The sequence below is a fragment of the Flavonifractor sp. An10 genome (genome assembly GCF_002161215.1).
Taxonomy (GTDB): domain Bacteria; phylum Bacillota; class Clostridia; order Oscillospirales; family Oscillospiraceae; genus Flavonifractor; species Flavonifractor avistercoris.
Genome location: NZ_NFMB01000005.1, coordinates 243,156 through 264,967, shown reverse-complemented (window position 1 = coordinate 264,967; position 21,812 = coordinate 243,156). Strand labels below are relative to the sequence as shown.

At 64.7% G+C, this 21,812-nt stretch carries 21 protein-coding genes and 1 riboswitch; of the genes, 13 read left to right on the top strand and 8 right to left on the bottom strand.

What is annotated here, in order from left to right:
- Nucleotides 1–58 precede the first annotated feature (58 nt).
- From B5E42_RS11000 to B5E42_RS19200, 5 genes are all read left to right on the top strand, one after another.
- Nucleotides 59–976: a metal ABC transporter substrate-binding protein gene (locus B5E42_RS11000; RefSeq protein ID WP_087239561.1), complete on the top strand. Its 918-nt coding sequence runs from the start codon at nucleotides 59–61 to the stop codon at nucleotides 974–976.
- Complete coding sequence (locus tag B5E42_RS10995; RefSeq protein ID WP_087239559.1) at nucleotides 973–1,743, top strand: metal ABC transporter ATP-binding protein; 771 nt, start codon at nucleotides 973–975, stop codon at nucleotides 1,741–1,743. Before B5E42_RS11000 ends, B5E42_RS10995 begins: the two co-directional genes overlap by 4 nt.
- Nucleotides 1,743–2,567, top strand: a complete 825-nt coding sequence (locus B5E42_RS10990) for a metal ABC transporter permease (RefSeq protein WP_087239557.1) — start codon at nucleotides 1,743–1,745, stop codon at nucleotides 2,565–2,567. The genes B5E42_RS10995 and B5E42_RS10990 overlap by 1 nt, the downstream gene beginning before the upstream one ends.
- A gap of 604 nt (nucleotides 2,568–3,171) precedes the next feature.
- The gene (locus B5E42_RS10985; RefSeq protein WP_087239555.1) at nucleotides 3,172–3,852 is read left to right on the top strand and encodes a TVP38/TMEM64 family protein; all 681 of its coding nucleotides are present in this window, start codon (nucleotides 3,172–3,174) and stop codon (nucleotides 3,850–3,852) included.
- A 387-nt stretch (nucleotides 3,853–4,239) separates the two neighbouring features.
- The gene (locus B5E42_RS19200) at nucleotides 4,240–4,413 is read left to right on the top strand and encodes a hypothetical protein (protein WP_162613972.1); all 174 of its coding nucleotides are present in this window, start codon (nucleotides 4,240–4,242) and stop codon (nucleotides 4,411–4,413) included.
- Nucleotides 4,414–4,472: 59 nt separating this feature from the next.
- Here B5E42_RS19200 and B5E42_RS10975 read toward each other — a convergent pair whose 3' ends face one another.
- Complete coding sequence (locus tag B5E42_RS10975; protein ID WP_087239553.1) at nucleotides 4,473–5,093, bottom strand: ECF transporter S component; 621 nt, start codon at nucleotides 5,091–5,093, stop codon at nucleotides 4,473–4,475.
- Nucleotides 5,094–5,179: 86 nt separating this feature from the next.
- Nucleotides 5,180–5,316: riboswitch (FMN riboswitch) on the bottom strand.
- A gap of 138 nt (nucleotides 5,317–5,454) precedes the next feature.
- Here B5E42_RS10975 and B5E42_RS10970 point away from each other — a divergent pair.
- From B5E42_RS10970 to purF, 7 genes are all read left to right on the top strand, one after another.
- Nucleotides 5,455–5,952, top strand: coding sequence for an SLOG family protein (locus tag B5E42_RS10970; protein ID WP_087239551.1), 498 nt, complete (start codon nucleotides 5,455–5,457; stop codon nucleotides 5,950–5,952).
- A 112-nt stretch (nucleotides 5,953–6,064) separates the two neighbouring features.
- Nucleotides 6,065–6,469: a BlaI/MecI/CopY family transcriptional regulator gene (locus B5E42_RS10965; RefSeq protein ID WP_242967104.1), complete on the top strand. Its 405-nt coding sequence runs from the start codon at nucleotides 6,065–6,067 to the stop codon at nucleotides 6,467–6,469.
- A gap of 1 nt (nucleotide 6,470) precedes the next feature.
- The gene (locus tag B5E42_RS10960) at nucleotides 6,471–8,513 is read left to right on the top strand and encodes a M56 family metallopeptidase (RefSeq protein WP_087239549.1); all 2,043 of its coding nucleotides are present in this window, start codon (nucleotides 6,471–6,473) and stop codon (nucleotides 8,511–8,513) included.
- A gap of 221 nt (nucleotides 8,514–8,734) precedes the next feature.
- Entirely contained in the window at nucleotides 8,735–10,114 is a 1,380-nt protein-coding gene (locus tag B5E42_RS10955; RefSeq protein WP_087239547.1) for a radical SAM protein, read from the top strand.
- Nucleotides 10,115–10,230: 116 nt separating this feature from the next.
- Nucleotides 10,231–10,806: a TetR/AcrR family transcriptional regulator gene (locus B5E42_RS10950; protein ID WP_087239545.1), complete on the top strand. Its 576-nt coding sequence runs from the start codon at nucleotides 10,231–10,233 to the stop codon at nucleotides 10,804–10,806.
- A 102-nt stretch (nucleotides 10,807–10,908) separates the two neighbouring features.
- On the top strand, nucleotides 10,909–11,517 hold the full coding sequence (locus tag B5E42_RS10945) for a methyltransferase domain-containing protein (RefSeq protein ID WP_087239543.1): 609 nt from the start codon (nucleotides 10,909–10,911) through the stop codon (nucleotides 11,515–11,517).
- 114 nt (nucleotides 11,518–11,631) lie between these two features.
- Nucleotides 11,632–12,996, top strand: a complete 1,365-nt coding sequence (purF, locus tag B5E42_RS10940; RefSeq protein WP_087239541.1) for an amidophosphoribosyltransferase — start codon at nucleotides 11,632–11,634, stop codon at nucleotides 12,994–12,996.
- Between the two features lie 51 nt (nucleotides 12,997–13,047).
- Here purF and B5E42_RS10935 read toward each other — a convergent pair whose 3' ends face one another.
- From B5E42_RS10935 to B5E42_RS10925, 3 genes are all read right to left on the bottom strand, one after another.
- Nucleotides 13,048–14,823, bottom strand: a complete 1,776-nt coding sequence (locus tag B5E42_RS10935) for an ABC transporter ATP-binding protein (protein WP_087239539.1) — start codon at nucleotides 14,821–14,823, stop codon at nucleotides 13,048–13,050.
- Complete coding sequence (locus B5E42_RS10930) at nucleotides 14,820–16,550, bottom strand: ABC transporter ATP-binding protein (RefSeq protein WP_087239537.1); 1,731 nt, start codon at nucleotides 16,548–16,550, stop codon at nucleotides 14,820–14,822. The genes B5E42_RS10935 and B5E42_RS10930 overlap by 4 nt, the downstream gene beginning before the upstream one ends.
- A gap of 67 nt (nucleotides 16,551–16,617) precedes the next feature.
- Nucleotides 16,618–17,088, bottom strand: coding sequence for a MarR family transcriptional regulator (locus tag B5E42_RS10925; RefSeq protein WP_087239535.1), 471 nt, complete (start codon nucleotides 17,086–17,088; stop codon nucleotides 16,618–16,620).
- 217 nt (nucleotides 17,089–17,305) lie between these two features.
- Here B5E42_RS10925 and B5E42_RS10920 point away from each other — a divergent pair, with 217 nt between their 5' ends.
- The gene (locus B5E42_RS10920; protein WP_087239533.1) at nucleotides 17,306–18,616 is read left to right on the top strand and encodes an MATE family efflux transporter; all 1,311 of its coding nucleotides are present in this window, start codon (nucleotides 17,306–17,308) and stop codon (nucleotides 18,614–18,616) included.
- A gap of 296 nt (nucleotides 18,617–18,912) precedes the next feature.
- Here the strand turns inward: B5E42_RS10920 and B5E42_RS10915 are convergent, their stop codons facing one another.
- The 4 genes from B5E42_RS10915 to nth all read right to left on the bottom strand — a co-directional run bounded on the left by B5E42_RS10915 (nucleotide 18,913) and on the right by nth (nucleotide 21,806).
- Entirely contained in the window at nucleotides 18,913–19,332 is a 420-nt protein-coding gene (locus B5E42_RS10915; protein ID WP_087239531.1) for a flavodoxin domain-containing protein, read from the bottom strand.
- A gap of 46 nt (nucleotides 19,333–19,378) precedes the next feature.
- A complete protein-coding gene (locus B5E42_RS10910) occupies nucleotides 19,379–19,942 on the bottom strand; it encodes a DUF3793 family protein (RefSeq protein WP_087239529.1) in 564 nt (187 codons plus the stop codon).
- 139 nt (nucleotides 19,943–20,081) lie between these two features.
- Nucleotides 20,082–21,128 carry a HAMP domain-containing sensor histidine kinase gene (locus B5E42_RS10905; RefSeq protein ID WP_162613970.1) on the bottom strand — a complete coding sequence of 349 codons (1,047 nt, stop codon included), beginning with the start codon at nucleotides 21,126–21,128 and terminating at the stop codon, nucleotides 20,082–20,084.
- Nucleotides 21,129–21,161: 33 nt separating this feature from the next.
- Nucleotides 21,162–21,806, bottom strand: a complete 645-nt coding sequence (gene nth / locus B5E42_RS10900; RefSeq protein WP_087239526.1) for an endonuclease III — start codon at nucleotides 21,804–21,806, stop codon at nucleotides 21,162–21,164.
- Nucleotides 21,807–21,812 lie beyond the last annotated feature (6 nt).

Sequence of the window (21,812 nt, the reverse complement as noted above, 5' to 3'; positions counted from 1 at the left end):
GATATGCCGGGTAGGGTTTGCCCGGCATATCGTATTTCTGTTTAGATAGGGGAACTGTATGAAGAAATTGCTTGCGGCGGCCTGTATGCTGGGCCTTCTGCTGACGGCCTGCGGCGCGCCCGCCGCCACCGAGACGGAGGACGACGGCACCCTCCACGTCCTGGCCACCACCTACCCGGTGTACCTGTTCACCACGGCGGTGACCGAGGGGGTGGAGAACGTGGAGGTGAGCCTGCTGGTGAACCAGCCGGTGTCCTGCCTCCACGACTACACCCTCACCGTCACCGACATGAAGGCCATCGAGGGGGCCGACGTGATCGTCAGGAACGGCGCGGGGCTGGAGGACTTTATGGACGACGCACTGGCCGCCTCCGACGGGGCGGTGATCGACTGCTCGGCTGGGCTGGAGCTGCTGCCCGCCATGGGCCACGAGGGCCACGACCACGACACCGAGTACGACCCCCACATCTGGATGGATCCCGCCTGTGCTCAGGACATGATGGCAGTCATCGCCCAGGGGCTGGGGGAGGCGCTCTACGGGGACGACTGGGCCTCTCACGGGGAGTTCCACACCAACCAGCTGGTGGCCAAGGACGTGCTGGAGCAGGCCCGGCAGCGGTGGGCGGAGCAGCTCGCCCCCCTGGCCGGGGCGGAGCTGATCACCTTCCACGACGGCTTCCAGTACTTCTCCCGGGCCTTTGATCTCACCCTCCTCAAGGCCATCGAGGAGGAGGAGGGGGCGGAGGCCTCCGCCGCCGAGATCCAGGAGATCGCTGGGCTGATCGGGGAATATGGCATCCCCGCCATCTTCACCGAGGTCAACGGCTCCGACGCCACGGCCAACGCCATCGCCCGGGAGACCGGCGTGGCGGTGGAGCAGCTGGACATGATCATGAGCGGCGGCGGCACGGGCATCCAGCCCTACATCGACGCCATGCAGGGGAACATTGACACCATCGTGGAGGCGTTGGGATGAGCGTACACAGACACGGAACCACCGGCCCCGGCTGCGCCGGAACCTGCTGCCTGAGGGTGGCCGACCTGGGGGTGAACTTCGGCCACGAGGAGGTGCTGCGCAACGTCTCCTTCCACCTCCACTGCGGGGAGATCGTGGCCCTCATCGGCCCCAACGGGGCGGGGAAGAGCTCCCTGTTCCGCACCATCCTGGGACAGATCCCCCACACCGGCACCATCGAGTTCCAGCGGGCCGGGGGGGACAAGACCCGGCCCCTGATCGGCTACGTGCCCCAGTCCCCGGTCTTTGACCGGGGAGATCCGGTGAGCGTGTTCGACTTCTTCTCCGCCGCCATCTCCAAATACCCGGTGTTCCTGCCCTCCCCCAGGCGCCTGCGGGCCAGGGTGGCGGAGTGCCTGAGCCGGGTTCACGGGGAGGGACTGCTGGATCGGCGGATGGGGGCCCTGTCCGGCGGGGAGCTGCAGCGGGTGCTGCTGGCCCTGGCGCTGGAGCCCCTGCCCCACATCCTGGTGCTGGACGAGCCCCTCTCCGGCGTAGACATCGACGGGGAGAAGCAGATGATGGACATGCTGGACGAGATCCGCACCAAATACGACCTGTCCATCCTCCTGTCCACCCACGACTTCGCCACCCTGGGCCAGTTCGCCGACAAGGTGATCCTCCTCAAGAGCGAGGTGCTCAAGGTGGGCACGCCGGACGAGGTGCTCTCCTCGCCCGAGTTCCAGGAGGTATTCCATCTGAACCTGGGGAAGGGGGGGAGAGGCTGATGGATTTCCTGACAGAGCTGCTCCAGCCCTTCCAGTGGGGCTTCATGCGCAACGCCCTGCTGGCGGTGCTGGTGATCTCCCCCCTGTTCGGCCTGCTGTCCACCATGGTGGTCACCAGCCGCATGTCCTTCTTCTCCGACGCCCTGGGCCACTCCGCCTTCACCGGCATCGCCATCGGCACCCTGTGCGGCCTGGCCGACCCTCTGTGGATGGCGGTGCTGCTGGCGGCGGCCTTCGCCCTGCTGTTCACCTACGTGCGCCGCAAGTCCAACATGGCCAGCGACACGGCGATCGGCGTGTTCTCCTCCACCGCCGTGGCCCTGGGCATCTTCATCGCCACCTTCGGCGGCGGCAGCTTCACCCAGTACAACAGTCTGCTCATCGGCGACATCCTCAGCGTGGAGCCCTCCAAAATCGCCCTGCTGGCGGTGATCCTGGCGGTGGTAGTGGTGCTGTGGCTGGCGTCCTTCAACCGGCTCATGCTCTCCGCCATCCACCCCGCCCTGGCCGACAGCCGGGGGGTACGGGTGTTCTGGCAGGAGGCGGTGTTCTCCATCGCCATCGCCGTGGTGGTCACCGTGTCCATGACCTGGGTGGGCCTGCTGGTGATCAACTCCCTGCTGGTGCTGCCGGCCGCCGCCGGGCGCAACGTAGCAAAGAACATGCGGCAGTATCACCTGTCCTCCGTCCTGGCGGCCCTGATCGCCGGGCTGGCGGGCCTCATGACCTCCTACTACCTGGGCTCCTCCGCCGGGGCCTCCATCACCCTCTATCTGGCGGTCTGGTTTGCCGTCACCTTCCTGTTGCGCAAGCGCCGCCTGTAACAGCTGAGCCGCCGGGGCATCCGCCCCGGCGGCCCGGCTGTCGAAAAAGTGGCGAAGCCACTTTTTCGAGAAAGATTGCATGGCGGAAGGGACTCGATTTCTTGCGAAATTGTCGCCCCTTCCGCCATGAGAAGTGTCATTTCCGACGCACATGTCGCCGGAAATGACGGATTTTGATTTGATTCCTGCGGCTGCGGCCGCAGGAACTCTGCGAGGCCCTCCTTCGCGGGAGGTTTTCCGACTGGCTCAGCCGCCGGGCTTATGGCCCGGCGGCTCTTTTTGTAAAGATGAACTTTATGTAAACTTTACATAATACCACTTGCATTCACCGGAGGAGAGGCGTATACTGAACCTATCACATAGAAAGGAGGTGGGAATTATGGTGAAGATCTACGGCATCGACATTCAGGATGTGGACGAGCTGATCTTTGGCGACGACGAGCGGGTGATCTGCAGCGAGCGGTAAGGAGCCGGATGACAGAAGCCACACCGAAGGGTGTGGATTTTTGTTTTTTATAAGGGAAATTTAAGAAATTCTCTCTGGCACTCCGGGGCAAAACATGGTAGCCTATAGGCAGTCTGATGCGTGAGGCGACATAGAGATATGAAACAACGGAAATGGCTGCCGGCCCTGCTGCTGGCCGTGGTGCTGCTGGGCGGGGGCGTGCTCCTGCTGTGGCAGACCGGCTTTTTCTCCTCCCTGGGCTCCCTGGAGGAGATGCGGGCCTATATCGGCCGATTTGCCCCCTTCTCCCAGCTGTTCTACTTTTTCATCCAGTTCCTCTCCGTGGTGGCCGCCCCCATCCCCAGCAATGTGACCGCCCTGGCCGGGGCGGTGCTCTTCGGCATGTGGGAGGCCTTCCTGCTGACCTGGCTGGCAGTGGTGGCCGGCTCGGTGCTGGTGTTCTGGCTGGCCCGTGTGATCGGGCAGCCCTTCGTGGAGCGGCTGGTGAACCGGAAGGTGGCGGACAAGTACCTGGAGCTGATCCAGCGCAAGCGGGACATCTTTTTGATCCTGGTGTTCCTCTTCCCCTTTTTCCCCGATGATGTTATCTGCATCCTGGCCGGGCTCACCGACATCCCCCTGCGCCGGTTTGTGGTGATCGTCCTGTTCACCCGGCCCTGGGGCCTGCTGGTCTCCTGCGCCCTGGGGGGCTCGGTGCTGAACATCCCCATCTGGGCCATGGTACTGCTGGGCCTGGCGGGCCTGGCCCTATTCCTGGTGGGCATGAAGTACGGCGACCGCTGGGAGGAGGCCCTCCTGAAACGGTTTAGAAGGCAGTGAACCTGCAAAGCGCCCCCTGTCCCGCTGATGAATAGATCCAGTAAAACGGGCAGTGCCAAAGACTCCTGAGGTAGGAAAGAGGAGAGGCGCCGCGGCAGCGGCGCCTCTCCGGTCTTTAGCAGGATGCGCTCATGGTTGTAAAAGTGAATGCATCGGTCGGTCAATCATCTCATCAGCCTGGGAAACAGCGGCAGGCTTGTATCGATAAGTGCACTCTGTATTGAGGATGGAGAAGAAATTTTCTGCCAAGGTGTTGTCATACGGATTCCCCATCTTGACATGGAAGGCGTAATAACGTGTTGTTTCGGGCTTGTTTGAAAATTGGCGATGTACCCAGCGGCGAGGGATTTCGGGCCGCTGGCAAGCAATTTTTTCGCAGGAATCCTGATGGCCGGGGAGGGCGCCCGGGGTACCGCCTCCAACTATTTTGTGGACGGCGCCTCCGCCGAAAGTCAGTTGCGCCTCATGAGCCGCCCGGGCCGGATGGAGGGCCACCCGGCCCGGGAATACCTGGAAGCGGCGGATCAGGCCAACGGCGTGAATCAGGCCGGAGCCCAGTAAAAACAGTAAAAAAGAGCGCCTCCCCTGCCGGGGAGGCGCTCTGCCTTTTCGCGCTTTGCTCAGATTTCTCCGGCGGCCTTTTCACCGCCCCGGACACGGCCCTCACCGTGGACGATGTATTTGGAGACCACCTTGTAGACGCCAAAGGTGATCACGGAGTTGACACCGGCCTTGATCAGGTTGAAGGGGGCAATGAAAGGCACCAGCAGGGTGTCCACATAGGCCCGATTGGCTGCCACTGCGGCGGCATCGCTGATATCAGGGGTAATGAAGTAGGGGGTCAGGAAGTGGTTGAAGGCCATCATGGCAACGGTCATAGCCAGCGTGCCGGCTACCAGGGCCAGCACCGCGCCCCAGCGGGTGTGGAAAATCCTGTAGATGATGCCGGCAACCAGAACCAGCGTGGTGGTGGCGAAGATGTGCATGGCGATCCCCATGACACCGCTCTGGGCGCTGACAGTGAGGCCCTGGATCAGACTGGCCACGACGGTGAGGATAACACCGGCCACGGGGCCGTAGGCAAAGGTTCCGATCAGGATGGGAATGTCGGCGGGGTCATATTCCAGGAAGTACACTGGGGCGAAGATCGGGAAGTGAACCAGGGAGACCAGGACGATAGACAGGGCCACCAGCATGGCCATCACAGCCAGCTTTTTGATGCGTGCCGACTTTTCAGACATAACAAAACACTCCTTTTTGATCTGGTAACACCTGAAAGACCCATGCCTTCCAGGTGTCAAAATCAAAAGGAGCGTGCCCAATTTCAACACATCTTCTTTCATCCAGACTTCGCGCCCGTGTCTGTGCGCGTCACTGTCGGTTCCGGAGTTGCACCGGATCTGCCGTTGCCGGCTCGCGGACTGTACCGCCGATCGGGATTTTCACCCTGCCCTGAAGACATCTCATTCAGTTGTTCCAACACCATTATACACACTCTGCCCCAAATTGCAAGCACAATTTTTACAAACAAATGTTCGACGGCCATTGACTTGCCTTTCGGGATATACTACAATGAGAGAAAATCAGAGACGGGGGAGCGGTATGAACCGAGAGACGACATGCAGCTTTACCGGCCACCGGCCGGAGAAGCTGCCCTGGCGTGGGGATGAGAGCGACCCCCGCTGCCTGGTGCTGAAGGAGCGGCTGGCGGCGGCGGTGGAGGACGCCTACGACAAGGGGATGAGGCACTTTCTGTGCGGCATGGCCCGGGGGGCGGACTTCTACTTCTGCGACGCGGTGCTGGAGCTGCGGGAGCGGCGGAGCGGCGTGACGCTGGAGGCGGTGATCCCCTGTGAGGAGCAGGCCGCCCGCTGGAGCGAGCGGGAGCGGGAGCGCTGGTTTTCCCTGGTGGAGCGGTGCGACGGAGAGACCATGCTGCAGCACCACTACGACAAGGGCTGCATGCTCCGGCGCAACCGGTATCTGGTAGACCACTCATCCATGCTCATTGCGGTGTATGACGGGATGCTGGGGGGCACCATGTACACCCTGTCCTACGCCATGAAGCAGGGGCTGGAGACCGTCATCCTGGAGGTATAGCAGGGGCGCACCGGAGGTGCGCCCTTTTTTCAGCCCGGATTTTCTGCAAAAGCAGATAAATGCTTGACAACTATCTTCTGCAAATGTAGAATACAGACAGGAAAATTTGCAAATGCAGAAAAAGGAGGGGACGGCCATGAAGCGGGACGGACGGCTGCCCGAGTCGGAGCTGGACATCATGCTGGCGGTGTGGGAGGCCGGAAAGGAGGGGGCCACGGCCCCGGGGATCCTGGAGGGTCTGGCCCGCCCCCTGACGGCCAGCGCCCTGCACAGCTATCTCAAGCGGATGGAGGACAAGGGGGTTCTGGCCTGCCGGAAGGAGGGGAGAACCAACCGCTACTTCCCGCTGATCTCCCGGGCGGACTATGAGAAGCAGGAGAGCCGGACGGTGCTGGACAAGCTGTACGCCGGGTCGCTGAAGCGGTTTGCCGCCGCCCTCTACGACGGGGGCGCCCTGTCGCCGGAGGACGTGAAGGAGCTGGAGGACTATCTGGACACCCTGAAAAAGGAGGGGTAGTATGGAAAACCTGTTCCTGCGGGTGCTTACCCTGTCGCTGACGGTCTCCCTGGTGCTGCTGCCCCTGCTGGCGCTGGCCCCCCGGCTCCACCACCGCTACGCCGGGCGCACCTTCTATGTGCTGTGGCTGCTGCTGGCCGTCCGGCTGGTGCTGCCGCTCCAGCTCGTTCTGCCGGAGCCGGCGGTGACGGTGGAGCTGCCCCCCTCCCAGGCGGTGACCGTGCCCGCCGCGGTGCGGCCCCGGGCGGAGGCGGCGGTGTCCGATGTTCCCCAATTCGCCGGGGCCGCGGAACCCGCGCCCGCTGCGCCGGAGGCGGTGCGCACCCTCTCCTGGACGCAGCTGGGGGCCTGGCTGTGGCTGGGCGGCATGGCGGCCCTGCTGGTGTATCAGGGGGCGGGCTACGCCCTGGCCCGGCGGAGGCTGCTCCGGGACGCGGAGCCCGGCTCAGAGGAGGAGACCGCCCTCCTGGCGGCCCTGGCCGCCGAGCTGGGGGTGGGGCGGACGCCTCCCCTGCTCCGCACGGCGGACGCGGCCTCCCCCATGGTGCTGGGGCTGGTGCGGCCGGTGCTCCTGCTGCCGGAGGGGACGCTGCCGGCGGAGGAGCTGGAGGTGGTGCTCCGCCACGAGCTCACCCACCTGAAACGGCACGACGTGGCCTATCAGGCCCTTCTGCTCCTGGCCCGCACCGTCCACTGGTTCAACCCCCTGGTGTGGTGGATGGGCCGGGAGGCGGGCCGCAGCCTGGAGCTGTGCTGCGACGACGCGGTGGTGCGGGGGCGGGACGAGGCCTTCCGCCGCCGGTACGGCTCGGTGCTCCTGCGCACCGCCGCCGGGGGGCGGGTGCCCCTGTCCACCCGGCTCGGCGGCGGCAAGGGGCAGCTGAAAGCCCGTCTGGGCAACCTGTTCCGGAAAAAGCGCAACAGCGCCGCCCTGGTGTGCCTTGCCCTGGCCTGCGCCCTGCTGGTCACCTCCCTGGTGGCCTGCGAGCAGGCAAAGCTCACCCCCGAGGAGGCCCTGGACGCCCTGGAGGACAGCATCGCGGTGGAGGGCGACCGCATCTCCTTCACCGTCCCGGAGCACTGCGGCCCGGAGGATCTGTGGGAGATCACTGTCAGCGGCTTGTCGGAGACGGAGGAAGGCGTGGTCAGCCTGCATTACTTTGAGAACGAGGCGTGGAAGGCGGGGCAGGGCTACGCGGTAGGGATGACAACAGAGGTGTGGCAGACAGTCACCGCGCTGACCCTGGAGGCGTACCCGCCCCAGGCCTACGGCACGGGCACTTATACCGCCGCGCGGCTGGGCCGCACCATCGACCTGCTGGCCCTCTGGCGGGCGGCCAACGGCCTGATGACCGGCCAGGAGGCGCTGGATGCCGTGGAGAGAAGCATAGCCTATGAAAACGGGGTATTGACCTTTACATTGCCGGACGGGTATTCGGCGGGGGAGTGGACGATCAACATCTTCGGCTTCGAAAGCAGCTCGGAGATGGTTTCCTATCTGGAGGACACCGACTGGCAGGGGGGAGAGACCTATACCCTGGATTTCACACCGGAGCAGTTGAGGGCGCTCACCGGGCTGTTTATGGACATATATCTCCCGGCGCCGGAGGGGACGGTGGATGAATGGGGCAATGCACTTCTGGGCTACAGCCGAACCCTGGATCTCCGGGAAGCCGCCGGGCAGACGGCGGGCCCCTCCGAGGTTTATGTCAATGAAACCTACGGCTTCTCCCTGACCCTGCCGGAGAGCTGGGCGGAGTACGGGGCTTATCAGGAGCAGGAGGACGGCAGCGTCCTCTTCTACTGCGCGGCCCTGGGGCCGGAGACGGGCGGCATCGCCCAGGTGAGCTTCTTGGACGAACCCCTGGAGGCCGTCACCGGCCGGGGCACCCTGCTGGGCTGGCGGCCTGGGTGCTATGTGTACAGCTATGGCTATCAGGCCCCGCTGCCCGCCCTTCAGCAGGCGGCCCTGGCAGTGCGGGAACAGTACAACATCCTGTACAGTGAGTTCTATGACGGCCTGACTCTGACCTTTGAGAATTAGCCTGTGACTTAGTGGAGCATGAAATAGTTTTTAATATAAGATAAGATAATATAAAAAATAAACAAACGGACAAGCTGCAAACAAGCCTGATTTTAAGCAAACTGCCGTTTTTGTCTGAAGTTTTGACAGGAAGCGGATTTTGTCTATTTCACTTCCGAAGGATGCGCGGTATCATAGCCACAATGAAAGGTATTGCAATGCCGCGAAAGGGGAAAGACAAGATGAAGATTCCTGACAGCCTGAAGCGCTACGGTCTGGCCAAGGTGTTCGACTACCTGGATAAGGATCCCATGAACAACATGGCCAAGGTGATGGAGCTGGTGAACAAGTTTGCCGGCCCTGAGACGCTGGCCACCCAGCGCCAGGCCTTCGACAACGTGATCAACGACGAAAACTCCTGCTGGCATCAGCTGATTGAGAAGGTCTGGACTCAGACGGATCCCAACGTGCTCAAGACCCTGTTCAACAACTTCTTTGTGAACGCCAACCTGGTGGGCTGGCCCAAGCAGGAGGAGATGCGCAAGAAGTACGGCTGCAACATCCCCTGGGCCATTCTGCTGGATCCCACCTCCGCCTGCAACCTGCACTGCACCGGCTGCTGGGCCGCCGAGTACGGCAACAAGCTGAACCTGACCTTTGACGAGATCGACTCCATCATCACCCAGGGCAAGAAGCTGGGCATCTACCTCTATATCTATACCGGCGGCGAGCCCCTGGTACGCAAGAAGGATCTGATCGCCCTGTGCGAGAAGCACAACGACGCAGCCTTCCTGTCCTTCACCAACGCCACCCTGATCGACGAGGAGTTCTGCCAGGACATGCTGCGGGTGGGCAACTTTGTCCCCGCCATCTCCCTGGAGGGCTTTGAGGAGGCCAACGACTCCCGCCGCGGCCAGGGCGTGTACAAGAAGGTCACCGACGCCATGGCCCTGCTGAAGAGCCACCACCTGCCCTTCGGCATCTCCGCCTGCTACACCAGCGTCAACTACAAGGACATCACCAGCGAGGAGTTCTACGACAAGATCATCGATCTGGGCGCCTACTTCATCTGGTTCTTCCACTACATGCCCGTGGGCAACGACGCCGCCCCCGAGCTGATGCCCAACCCCGAGCAGCGGGAGGAGATCTACCACCGCATCCGCGCCATGCGGGAGACCAAGGGCATCTTCGCCATGGACTTCCAGAACGACGCCGAGTACGTGGGCGGGTGCATCGCCGGCGGCCGCCGCTACCTGCACATCAACGCCAACGGCGACGTGGATCCCTGCGTGTTCATCCACTACTCCGACTCCAACATCCGGGAGAAGACCCTGCTGGAGTGCCTCCAGTCCCCCATGTTCATGGCCTACCATGACAACCAGCCCTTCAACGAGAACATGCTCCGTCCCTGCCCCATGCTGGAGAACCCGGAGTTCATCGAGAAGATGGTCAACGAGACCGGCGCCCACTCCACCGATCCCCAGTCCCCCGAGACGGTGGAGCACCTGACCGCCAAGACCCACCCCTACGCCGACAACTGGACGCCCACCGCCGAGAAGCTGTGGAGCCAGTCCCACCCCGGCTGCGGCGGCTGCACCGCCTGCGCCTCTGAGAAGCAGTAAAATATCTGTTGAGCCGCCCGCACGGGTTCCGTGCGGGCGGCTTTTTGTGTCATGAGTGAATAAAAGTCATTGACTTATTTTCACTGACATGGTAAACTGGGGCCGAGGTGAGAACAATGGCGCGTATATCCAAGCCGCCGGAGGTGCGGCGGCAGGAGATTCTGGACACGGCCATGGAGCTGTTCGCGGAAAAGGGGTACGAGGACACCTCCATGGCGGACATCGCCAGGCGCATGGGGGTGGTGCAGGGCCTGTGCTACCGCTACTTTGACTCCAAACGGGTGCTGTTTCAGGAGGCCATGGAGCAGTACGTGAAGGAGTGCTGTGCCGCCGGCCTGCCCATCATCCACGACCGGAGCCGCACCATCCGCCAGCGGCTGGACGCCATGGCGGAGCTGATCCTCCGGATGGAGGACACCGCCCGCCACCGGGCCTTCTACCACCGGCCGGGCAGCCAGTCCTTCCACACGGAGCTCAACCTGCGCATCTGCGAGTACCTGGTGCCCCACGTGGCGGAGGAGCTCTCCGACGCCTGCGCCCGGGGGGAGCTGCGCCTGGAGCACCCGGAGCTGACGGCCAGCTACCTGCTCCACGGGCAGATCGGCCTGCTGGGGGAGAGCGGCACGCCCCTGGAGACCCGGGTGGCGCTGCTCCGCCGCTGCGCCGACCGGATTCTGGCGCCGGAGAACTGAATCCCCCCATCCGCCCCGGCCGGGGAGACCCGCCGGGGCCCTCTCACCTCATGCGAGTGAACTATATTCAATGACTGAAATTCAACGAAGGGATGGACAACCATGCAAGATTACAAGGAGAACTCCCGCCGGGCCTTTGACCGGCAGGCCCCCACCTACGACACCGCCAGCTTCGGCAGCCACGCCCGGGGCCTGTACCCCATCCTGCTCTCCCAGCTGGCCCAGCTCCCCCGCCGCCGGGTGCTGGACGTGGGCTGCGGCACCGGGGAGCTGCTGCGGATGGTGGGGGAGCGGTTCCCGGAGACGACCCGCACCGGGCTGGATCTGTCGGCGGAGATGCTCTCCGTGGCCCGGCACAAGCTGGGGGAGGGGGTGGAGCTGGTGCAGGGGGACGCGGAGCGCCTGCCCTTCGCCGACGGGGCCTTTGACGTGGTGCTCTGCTGCGACTCCTTCCACCACTACCCCAATCCCAGGGTCGTGCTGGCCCAGTTCGCCCGGGTGCTCCAGCCCGGCGGGATCCTGCTGCTGGGGGAGTGTACCGCCCCGGCGGGGGTGCGGGCGGTGACCAACCTGCTGCTCCCCCTGTCCCGGGAGGGGGATGTGCGCATCTACAGCGCCCGGGAGCTGGCGGAGCTGCTGTCCACCGCCTTCCACGGGGCGGAGTGCCGCCGGGCTGGCCCCACCGCCCTGGTGGCCTGGGGGGTAAAATAGCCGGAATTTTGGATAAAAATGGAGAAAATGCCTGTAAATTTCACAATTGTGCGGCGAAAGGAGACGTGATACACTTTTTTTATTCCAAATCCTAGAGCAAAGCGGTGAATTTCCATGGCAATCCACGAAGAATGCGGCGTGTTCGGCGTCTATGACCCGGCCGGCGGCTGCGCCCGCACCACCTATTACGGACTCTACGCCCTCCAGCACCGGGGCCAGGAGGCCTGCGGCATCGCCACCATGCAGGGGCTGGAGCTGCGCTTCCACAAGGATCTGGGCCTGGTGGGGGAGGTGTTCGACGCCCAGAAGCTGGACGAGCTGGGGGGCACCCTGGCGGTGGGCCACGTGCGCTACTCCACCACCGGCGGCGTCCGCCGGGAGAACGCCCAGCCCCTGACCCTGAAGTACGTCAAGGGCACCCTGGCGGTGGCCCACAACGGCAACCTGGTGAACACGGCGGAGCTGCGCACCGCCTTTGAGTACCGGGGAGCCATCTTCCAGACCACCACCGACTCGGAGCTGATCGCCTACGCCATCGCCCAGGAGCGGCTGCGCTGCGGCTCGGCGGAGGAGGCGGTGTGCCAGGCACTGAAGGGCCTGCGGGGGGCCTACTCCCTCATCGTCATGTCCCCCCAGAAGCTCATCGCCGCCCGGGATCCCTGGGGCTTCCGGCCCCTGTGCATGGGCCGCCGGGGGGACGCGGTGGTGTTCGCCTCCGAGACCTGCGCCCTCAACGCGGTGGGGGCAGCCTTCGAGCGGGAGCTGGAGCCCGGCGAGATCGTGGTGGTTCACAACGGGGAGGTGCGCTCCATCAGGGAGAACTGCGCGGCGGCCTCCAGCCACCTGTGCATCTTCGAGTACATCTACTTCGCCCGGCCCGACTCGGTGCTCTGCGGCCAGTCGGTTCACGAGGCCCGGCGCAACGCGGGCCGCTTCCTGGCGAAAGAGCACCCGGTGGAGGCCGACGTGGTGATCGGCGTGCCCGACTCCGGCCTGGACGCCGCCATGGGCTACGCCCAGGAGTCCGGCATCCCCTACGGCGTGGGCCTGGTGAAGAACCGCTACATCGGCCGCACCTTCATCACCCCCGGCCAGCAGAGCCGGGAGCAGGCGGTGCGCATCAAGCTGGGCCCCCTGAAGAGCTGCGTGGAGGGCAAACGGGTGGTGATGATCGACGACTCCATCGTCCGGGGCACCACCTCCCGGCAGATTGTCACCCTCCTGCGGGAGGCCGGGGCCAGGGAGGTGCACATGCGCTCCTCCGCGCCCCCCTTCATCGCTCCCTGCTACTTCGGCACCGACATCCCAGACAAGGACAGCCTGATCGCCTGCCGCTACTCGGTGGAGGAGATCCGGGCGCTGATCGGCGCGGACAGCCTGGGCTTCCTCAGTCTGGAGGCCCTGCACCAGATCGCCCCCGACGCCGCCTGCGGCTTCTGCGACGGCTGCTTCACCGGTGCCTATCCCATTGCCACCTGAGCGTCAAAATGCCCGGACGGATTTCCCGTCCGGGCATTTTTTGCCGGCCGCCTATTCAAACTGGCTGTAGTAGAGGGCGGCGTAGGCTCCGCCCTTGGCCAGCAGGGTCTGGTGGTCGCCCTGCTCGATGATGTTGCCGTGCTCCATGTAGAGGATCAAATCCGCGTCCCGGATGGTGGACAGGCGGTGGGCGATGACGAAGCTGGTGCGTCCGTCCATCAGCTTTTTCATGGCCTTGCCGATCTCCACCTCGGTGCGGGTGTCCACGCTGGAGGTGGCCTCGTCCAGGATGATGATGGGCGGGTCGCACAGGAACACCCGGGCGATGGTGAGCAGCTGCCGCTGCCCGGCGGAGAGGTTGGCGGCATCGTTGTCCAGCACCGTGTCGTAGCCCTGGGGCATGGTGCGGATGAAGTAGTCCACCTTGGCGGCCCTGGCGGCGGCCACAATCTCCTCCCGGGTGGCGTCGGGGCGGCCGTAGGCGATATTCTCCGCCACGGTGCCGCCGAAGAGCCAGGTGTCCTGGAGCACCATGCCGAAGTTGTGCCGCAGGCCGGCGCGGCTCATGGCGGCGGTGGGCACCCCGTCCAGGGTGATCCGGCCGCCATTGACCTCATAGAACCGCATGAGCAGGTTGATCAGGGTGGTCTTGCCCGCGCCGGTGGCCCCCACCACGGCGATCTTCTGGCCGGGCTTTGCCTCAAAGCTGATGTCGTGCATCAGCAGGCGGTCGGGCTCGTAGCCGAAGCTGACGTGCTCGAAGGCCACGCGGCCCACGGCGTTCTCCACCACGGCGGGGGAGGCGGGGTCGGGGATCTCCTCCTCCTCATCCAGCAGCTCGAAGGTGCGCTTGGCGGAGGCAAAGGCGGACTGAAGGGAGTTGATCATATAGGACGCCTCGGTGAGGGGCTCGGCGGTCTGGTTGATATACTGGAAAAAGGCCTGCACCACGCCCACGGTCATGGTGCCGTTGAGCATGGCCCAGCCGGAGATCACGGCGATCACCACCTGGCCCAGCCGGTTGAGCATACGGATGAGGGGGTTGACGCAGAACATCAGGAAGTCGGCCTTCTGGTTGGCGGCCCGGTTGGCCTCGGCGGCCTCGGACACCTTCCGGATGCTGTCGGCCTCGTGGTTGTAGGCCTTGATCACATCCCGGCCGTGGTAGTACTCCTCCACCACGCCGGTGAGGACGGCGATGGTCTCCTGCCGCTGGGCGGCGCAGGCCAGGTTCCTGCGGGCCACCACGTTGGTGATGCCGATGCCGATGACCATGAACACCAGGAAAATGCCGGTGAGGGTCAGGCTGTAGCAGAACATGACGATCAGGGAGCCGATGATGGTGCCCACGGCCACAATCAGCTTGAGCAGGCCGGTCTGGAGCACCTCGGAGATCTTGTCCAGATCGCTGGTGACCCGGCTGAGGATCTCGCCGGCCTTGTTCTGGTCGAAGAAGCGCAGGGGCAGGCGGTTGAGCTTTTGCGCCACCTGGCTGCGCAGGGAGAGCACCAGGCTCTCGGCCACGCTGGCCATCAGATAGGACTGGAGATAGTAGAACAGCCAGGTGAACAGGTACTGGACGGTGAGCTGGGCCATTTCCCGGCCCAGGCCGCCGGCGAAGGTGAAGGCCGCCCCCTCCCGCCAGCAGGCCTGGATGGTCGCCCACAGGTGGTCTATGACAATGGCGCTGTACATGGGGTTCCAGATGGACAGGGCCACATAGATGACGATGGATACGGCCACCACCCCCAGGCGGAGCCGCTGCCCTTTCAGATTGGCAAACAGGCGTACCACGGTGCCCGGCCTCTTTTGAACTTGGGCGCTCATGCTTCCCGGGCCTCCTTTGTCTGGGATTCGTAGATCTCGCGGTAGACCTGGCAGGTCTCCATCAGCTCCTCATGGGTGCCGATGCCCGCCATCTTACCCTCGTGGAGCACCACGATCTGGTGGGCGTGGCGGATGGAGCTGACCCGCTGGGCCACAATCACCACCGCCGCATCCTGTGTCTCGGCCGCCAGGGCGCGCCGCAGGGCGGCGTCGGTCTTGAAGTCCAGGGCGGAGAAGCTGTCGTCAAAGATATACAGCTCCGGGCGCTTCACCAGAGCCCGGGCGATAGACAGCCGCTGCTTCTGGCCGCCGGAGAAGTTGGTGCCCCCCTGGGCCACAAAGGAGTTGAGCCCGTCGGGCAGGGAGCGGATGAAGTCCCCGGCCTGGGCCACGTCGGCGGCGTGCATCAGCTCCTCCTCCGTGGCGTCGGGGCGGCTGTAGCGCAGATTCTCCGCGATGGTGCCGGAGAAGAGCCACGCCTTCTGCTGGACATAGGCCAGGTGAGAGCGCAGGTACTCCTGGGGCATGTCACGGATGTCGGTGCCGTTGAGCTGGATGGAGCCGTCGGTGACATCGTGGAACCGGAGGATCAGGGAGGCCACGGTGGACTTGCCGCTGCCGGTGCCGCCGATGATGGCGGTGGTCTCCCCCCGGCGGCAGACGAAGTCCAGGTGGCTTAGGGTATCCTCCTCCGCATCCTGGAAACGGAAGGACACGTCGCGGAAGGAGAGCACCTCGGCGGGGTGGGACTCCGCCGGGGCCTGGTCGGTAAGATCGGTGATCTCCGGGCTGTGATCCAGCACCAGCCGGACACGCTCGCAGCACTCCAGGGCCCGGGGGAGGATCAGGATCACCAGCTGGGCCATCATCAGGAAGAACATGACCAGGATGGAGTACTCGATGACGGCGGTGATGTCGCCGATCTGGAATTTTCCGGCGGCAATGCGCCCACCGCTGACCCAGTAGACAATCACCACAAAGAAGTTGATACAGAAGAAGGCCAGGCCGTCCAGATTGGCAAAGCGGCGGTTGGCCTTGATGGAGGTGGCCGCGTAGTTGGCAAAGGCGGTGATAAGGCGGCTCTCCTCCCGCGCCTCATTGTTGAAGGCACGCACCACCCGCACGCCGGTGAGATTCTCCAGCAGGATGGTGCTCATCCGATCCAGCAGCTTCTGCAGACGGCGGAACAGGGGAGCGGCCCCCCGGATGATGAAAAAGGCGATGAGCAGGATCAGCACCACCACAGCCAGCAGGATCAGTCCCATCTGGACGTCCAGCCCAAAGGTGAGCCCCAGGGCGATGGCGCAGATGATGGGCACGGGGACGATCATCTGCAGGGTGCTGGTGAGGGCAAACTGGATGGTGGTGATGTCGGAGATGGTGCGGGTGGTGATGGAGGCGGTGCCGAACTGGCGGAAGTCATAGATGGACAGGGCCAGGGATTTGGCGTAGATGGCCTGGCGCATTTCCTTGCCCACCTGGGCGGAGAGGGTGGCGCAGGCGTAGCCTCCCAGGACGGCGCACCCACCCGCGGCCAGGGATACCACCGCCATCTTCACCCCGGTGTGCCATACCGCCTCAAAGGTGGCGCCGGAGGTGCCCAGGTTGAGCATCTCCGCCACCAGGGTGGGGATAAACAGGCCGCCGGTGATCTCCACCACCAGCAGCACCACGGTGAGCAGGGTCAGCTTCCAGTGGGGCCTGAGGAAGCGCAGGATCAGTTTCATGGGGGAATGCTCCTCTCAACAAAAAGGTTTCAGACAGCCGCCGGGGGCCCTGCCCCTGCGGCCGGACTCACGGCTCCGCCGGCGGGCGTGGCTTCGGCGGAACCGTCAGCCGCTCTGCCATGGACGAGCTGAAGCGGCGCAGGAGCCGGATCAGCACCGCCTGCTCCTCCCGGGACAGGGAATCCCAGGCCTCGGCCTCCAGAGCCTCCAGCGGGGCCACGCGCTCCGACACAAAGGCCCGGCCCCGCTCCGTCAGCGCGGCCCGCTTGCTGCGCTGGTTGTGGGCGTAGGGCTCCAGCCGGATCAGCTCCTTCCGGATAAGCAGCTTGAAGGCGGAGTTGACCGTCTGGGGGCTGAGGCTGAACTGCTCGCAGATCTCCCGCTGGGTCTCCGCCCCGTGGCGGACAGCCACCAGGCACCAGAACTCCGCCTCTGACAGGCCGCAGGCCCTGGCCAGCTGGACATAGGCCCGATCCAGCTCCATAAACGCCTCATTCAGGGCGTCCAGGCCGGTATTCTTCTCCCGGCTGTCACACATAGGGATCACCTCAATTATCTGAAATCATATTTTACTAAAACGGACTATCCGAAATAGTACCATAGCTCCCCCGACATGTCAACCCCTGTCTGTACACCCCGCTCCGGCCTTGCAAAGCGGGGGAAAATGGCGTACAATACGAAAAAGTGTGTGCAGAAAGCGGAGAGGGGGAGCAATTACGGCAAATCCGGGACAGAATGACTTCTCCAGAGGTGGGATGGCCCGCAACATCGTCCACATGGCCCTGCCCATGACGGTGGCCCAGCTCATCAACATCCTGTATAACGTGGTGGATCGGATGTATCTGGGCCGCCTGCCCGGCCACCTGGCCCTGACGGGGCTGGGCCTGTGCCTGCCCATCATCTCCATCCTCATGGCCTTTGCCAACCTGTGCGGCATGGGGGGCGCGCCCCTGTGCTCCATCCACCGGGGGAGGGGGGAGAACGGGGAGGCCGAGCGCATCATGGGCAACTCCTTTGCCCTGCTGCTCCTCTTCGGCGCGGGCCTGACGGTGCTGTGCCTGGCGTTCCGGCGGCCCATCCTCTACCTGTTCGGGGCCAGCGACGTGACCTTCCCCTACGCCAACGACTATCTGACCATCTATGTGCTGGGAACGGTCTTTGTCATGATCGGCCTGGGCATGAACCCCTTCATCAACTCCCAGGGGTTCAGCGGCATGGGCATGCTGACGGTGGCCCTGGGGGCGGTGGTGAACATTGTGCTGGATCCCATCTTCATCTTCCTGCTGGGCATGGGGGTGCGGGGGGCCGCCCTGGCCACGGTGATCTCCCAGGCCTGCTCCGCCGTGTGGGTGCTGTGCTTCCTCACCGGCCGGCGGGTGATCCTCCGGCTGCGGCCGGCCGCCCTGCGCCTGCGGTGGGCCCGGGTGCGGCGGATTCTGGCCCTGGGGGCCTCCGGCTTTGCCATGTCCATGACCAACAGCCTGGTGCAGGTGCTGTGCAACGCCTCCCTCCAGGTATACGGCGGCGACCTGTACGTGGGTGTGATGACGGTGATCAACTCCGTCCGGGAGGTGGTCTCCATGCCGGTGCAGGGCATCACCAACGGCTGCCAGCCGGTGCTGGGCTACAACTACGGCGCGGGGGAGTACGGCCGGGTGCGGGAGGGCATCCGGTTCACCACCGTGCTCACCGTGGGCTACTCCCTGGCCGCCTGGGCCCTGGTGATGGCGGTGCCGGAGCTGCTCATCCGTATCTTCAACAGCGAGGCGGATCTGATCGCCGCCGGCATTCCCGCCTTCCGCATCTACTTCGCCGCCTTCTTCTGCATGTCCTTCCAGTTCATCGGCCAGTCGGTGTTTGTGGGGCTGGGGCGCTCCAAAAACGCCGTGTTCTTCTCCCTGCTGCGCAAGGCCTTCATCGTGGCCCCCCTGACCCTGCTGCTGCCCGCCCTGGGCATAGGGGTGAACGGGGTGTTCCTGGCCGAGCCCATCTCCAATGTGCTGGGCGGCCTGGCCTGCATCCTCACCATGTACGCCACGGTGTACCGGCCCCTGGGACGGCAATAGACAAAAACGGGACGCGCTGCATCTGTGCAGCGCGTCCCAGCGTGTCGAAAAAGCGGCAAAGCCGCTTTTTCGAGAAAGATCGCATGGCGGAAGGGGCTCGTTTTCTTGCGAAAAAGTCACCCCTTCCACCATGAGAAGTGTCATTTCCGAGGCGCATGTCCCCGGAAATGACGGATTTTAATTGTATTCCTGCGGCTGTGGCCGCAGGAACTCTGCGAGGCTTCTCCTCACGGAGGTTTCTCGGCAGCCTGCGGGACGCGCTGCACAGGTGCAGCGCGTCCCGTTCGTTCTGCCTGTTATACCGCGGCCAGGGCCTTCCCCAGCTCCCGGCAGGCGTCGGCGGCGTCCCCCTCCGGAGCGCCGCAGGCGATCACCGGCTCGCCCACCAGGCTGCAGCCCGCATCCTCGCAGTCGGCCGCCCAGGTGCGCATCCACTCGCCGTCGCCCCAGCCGTAGGAGCCGAACAGGCCGATGGTCTTGCCGCCCAGGCTGGGCTTGACGGACTCGAACATGGGTTCAAATTCCGCCTCCTCCAGCTGCTCGGCCCCCATGGAGGGGCAGCCGAAGGCCAGGGCGGCGTAGCCCGCCGCCTGGTCGGGGGAGAACTGGTCGGGGGTGAACAGGTCGGCGCTGCCGCCGGCCCCCTCCGCCACCAGGTTTGCCATGGCCTCGGTGTTGCCGGTGCCGCTCCAGTAGACAATTGCAATCTTGCCCATTGTGTGTCATCCTTTCTGAACTGTGATGTTGGCATAAAATCTTGTATCAAGCAGCTACCACGAGCTGAATGATCGGGGTGCCCGCCGCGTACCGGCGGCGGAAGGTCTCGGTGCAGCGGCGGAAGCCCTCAAACCGCCGCCTGGCCGCCTGGGGATCGCTGTAGCACTTCCAGCAGCCGCAGTAGGTGTAGTTCCGCCCCTTGTGGCGGATGAAGCCCTTCACGTCGTCCAGGGGATAGCCCAGGAAGACGCCGATCTCGTGGGGGAACTCCGCCTGGAGACAGAGGCGGGAGGCCAGCTGCCGCAGGCAGTCCCGCAGGCCCGTCCAGGGAGCGTAGCCCATGGAGCGCAGGAACGCCTGGTGGGCCCGGCCCTCCAGCAGCTCCGTCAGCGCCCGCTCCCGGTACAGGTAGAGCAGGTAGGCGCCCGTCCGGCGGCAGCCCCTGAGGATCACCAGCCGCAGGCCGGCGCCCTCCAGTTGGGAGCGGAGGGCGAGAAAGGCGCGGACAAACTCCCGGGTGTCTGCGGGCTGAAAGCGGAACAGGCTGGCGGGCTTGAGGCCCACCAGCGTGGGGGAGCAGTGCTCAATCAGGGCCTGTTCGAGGGTCATGGCTTCATCTCCGTTCGATGGTTAGTATAAGCTAACTATTAAGGTTAGAGCATCGGTTAGCAATTGCTAACCGATGCTCTAACCTTACCATGCTTTTCCGGCGCTGTCAAGCCCCAATTTTCCGTGAAGGCCGCCGGGGTTATGCCCTGGCGGCCTCCGTTGTCCCGGCGCCGGGCAGGAGGACGCGGAAGGTGCTCCCCGCTCCGGGGGTGCTCTCCACCTGGATGCGGCCGCCGCACAGGGAGACGATGCTGTGGACGATGGGCAGGCCCAGGCCGATGCCCCGGCGGGTGTGGGACGGATCGGCCTGGTAATAGCGGTCGAAGATGTGGCTGCGCACCTCGTCGGACATGCCGATGCCGTCGTCGGCAACGGTAAACACCGCCGTGTCCCCCTGCCGCTGCAGCGAAACCCGGATGTGTCCGCCGTTGGGGGTGTATTTGATGGCGTTGCCCACCAGGTTGTTCCACACGTGGGGGAGCAGCTCCACGCTGCCCGTGAACTCCACCGGCGCGATGTCCGCGGTGAGGGTCTGCGCCTTCTCTCTGGCGCTGCCCTCCAGCAGCAGGAGGCAGTGGCTGACCTGCTCGTCCAGCCAGAAGGTCGTCCGGGACACAGGCAGGTTCCCGGTCTCCAGCTTGGTGAGCAGCAGGGCGTCGTTGGCAAGCTCCGCCAGCTGGGTGGATTCGCTGGCGATGATCTGGAGGTACTTCTTCTGCTCCGCCTCGGTAAAGCCGGGCTCCTGGAGCAGCTCGGCAAAGCCGCGGATGGCGGTCAGAGGGGTCTTGAACTCGTGGGTGAAGGTGTTGACATACTCATCCCGCCGGGCGCGGACGTTCTGAAGCTCCTCCGCCATGCGGTTGAAGTCGGCATAGGCCGCGGAAAAGGCGCCGCTCCCCTCAACGGGCAGCCGGACGGACAGATCCCCGTCGATGATGGTCTGGAAGCTGTCCCGGAGCCGGCGGAACCGGCGGTTGAAATACCGCCCCGCCAGCAGGGCCGTCACCGCGCCGAAGGCCGCCGGGACGGCCAGGGCGGCGGCCCAGACGGCGGGCCCCGGGCTGAGCCGGCCCGCCAGCGCCGCGGTCAGGACGCAGAGGGCGGCGGCTCCGGCGGACAGAAGGGCGGACAGGATGATAAAACGCACCAGCAGCCTGAGGCTGCCCAGCTGTGGAGATTCCCGCATCTCTCTCATTCTCCCATCTCTCTCCGGCGGCGGTCAGCCCTGCGAGCGGACAAAGAAGTCGCACCAGGGCCGCAGGGTGCAGCTGGGGCAGTCCGGCTTGCGGGCCATGCAAACCGCCCGGCCGTGGAGAACCATCCGGTGGCAGAAGTCGTTGGACTCCTCCGGCGGCAGGATGGGGCGCAGCTGCTCCTCCACCTTGCCGGGATCCTTGGTGCCGTCGGTGAGGCCCAGCCGGCCGGTGATGCGGATGCAGTGGGTGTCCGCCACCACCACGCCGGGGGTGTGGTACACGTCGCCCAGAATCAGGTTGGCGGTCTTGCGCCCCACGCCGGGGAGCCTGAGCAGCTCCTCCATGGTGTCGGGGACTTTGCCGCCGTACTCGTCCACCAGCATGCGGGCGGCGGCCACGATGTCCCGGGCCTTGGCCCGGAAGAAGCCGGTGGAGCGGATATACTCCTCCACCTCGGTCACGTCGGCCTCCGCCAGGGACTCCAGGGTGGGGAAGCGGGCAAAGAGGGCGGGCGTGACCATGTTGACCCGCTCGTCGGTGCACTGGGCGGCCAGGCGGACGGAGAAGAGCAGCTCATAGGGCTTGGGATATTGCAGGGAGCAGAGGCCGTCGGGGTAGAGCCTTTTCAGCTCCTCCACGATGGCGACGACATCCTCGTGGCTTTTCATCGAATC

Coding starts and splice junctions, on each gene's coding strand:
- B5E42_RS10955 (WP_087239547.1), top strand. CDS start 8,735: ATGAAGATTCCTGACAGCCTGAAGCGCTACGGTCTGGCCAAGGTGTTC.
- B5E42_RS10990 (WP_087239557.1), top strand. CDS start 1,743: ATGGATTTCCTGACAGAGCTGCTCCAGCCCTTCCAGTGGGGCTTCATG.
- B5E42_RS10965 (WP_242967104.1), top strand. CDS start 6,065: ATGCAGAAAAAGGAGGGGACGGCCATGAAGCGGGACGGACGGCTGCCC.
- B5E42_RS10985 (WP_087239555.1), top strand. CDS start 3,172: ATGAAACAACGGAAATGGCTGCCGGCCCTGCTGCTGGCCGTGGTGCTG.
- B5E42_RS19200 (WP_162613972.1), top strand. CDS start 4,240: ATGGCCGGGGAGGGCGCCCGGGGTACCGCCTCCAACTATTTTGTGGAC.
- B5E42_RS11000 (WP_087239561.1), top strand. CDS start 59: ATGAAGAAATTGCTTGCGGCGGCCTGTATGCTGGGCCTTCTGCTGACG.
- nth (WP_087239526.1), bottom strand. CDS start 21,806: ATGAAAAGCCACGAGGATGTCGTCGCCATCGTGGAGGAGCTGAAAAGG.
- B5E42_RS10925 (WP_087239535.1), bottom strand. CDS start 17,088: ATGTGTGACAGCCGGGAGAAGAATACCGGCCTGGACGCCCTGAATGAG.
- purF (WP_087239541.1), top strand. CDS start 11,632: ATGGCAATCCACGAAGAATGCGGCGTGTTCGGCGTCTATGACCCGGCC.
- B5E42_RS10960 (WP_087239549.1), top strand. CDS start 6,471: ATGGAAAACCTGTTCCTGCGGGTGCTTACCCTGTCGCTGACGGTCTCC.
- B5E42_RS10950 (WP_087239545.1), top strand. CDS start 10,231: ATGGCGCGTATATCCAAGCCGCCGGAGGTGCGGCGGCAGGAGATTCTG.
- B5E42_RS10995 (WP_087239559.1), top strand. CDS start 973: ATGAGCGTACACAGACACGGAACCACCGGCCCCGGCTGCGCCGGAACC.
- B5E42_RS10910 (WP_087239529.1), bottom strand. CDS start 19,942: ATGACCCTCGAACAGGCCCTGATTGAGCACTGCTCCCCCACGCTGGTG.
- B5E42_RS10930 (WP_087239537.1), bottom strand. CDS start 16,550: ATGAAACTGATCCTGCGCTTCCTCAGGCCCCACTGGAAGCTGACCCTG.
- B5E42_RS10905 (WP_162613970.1), bottom strand. CDS start 21,128: ATGCGGGAATCTCCACAGCTGGGCAGCCTCAGGCTGCTGGTGCGTTTT.
- B5E42_RS10945 (WP_087239543.1), top strand. CDS start 10,909: ATGCAAGATTACAAGGAGAACTCCCGCCGGGCCTTTGACCGGCAGGCC.
- B5E42_RS10915 (WP_087239531.1), bottom strand. CDS start 19,332: ATGGGCAAGATTGCAATTGTCTACTGGAGCGGCACCGGCAACACCGAG.
- B5E42_RS10975 (WP_087239553.1), bottom strand. CDS start 5,093: ATGTCTGAAAAGTCGGCACGCATCAAAAAGCTGGCTGTGATGGCCATG.
- B5E42_RS10920 (WP_087239533.1), top strand. CDS start 17,306: ATGGCCCGCAACATCGTCCACATGGCCCTGCCCATGACGGTGGCCCAG.
- B5E42_RS10970 (WP_087239551.1), top strand. CDS start 5,455: ATGAACCGAGAGACGACATGCAGCTTTACCGGCCACCGGCCGGAGAAG.
- B5E42_RS10935 (WP_087239539.1), bottom strand. CDS start 14,823: ATGAGCGCCCAAGTTCAAAAGAGGCCGGGCACCGTGGTACGCCTGTTT.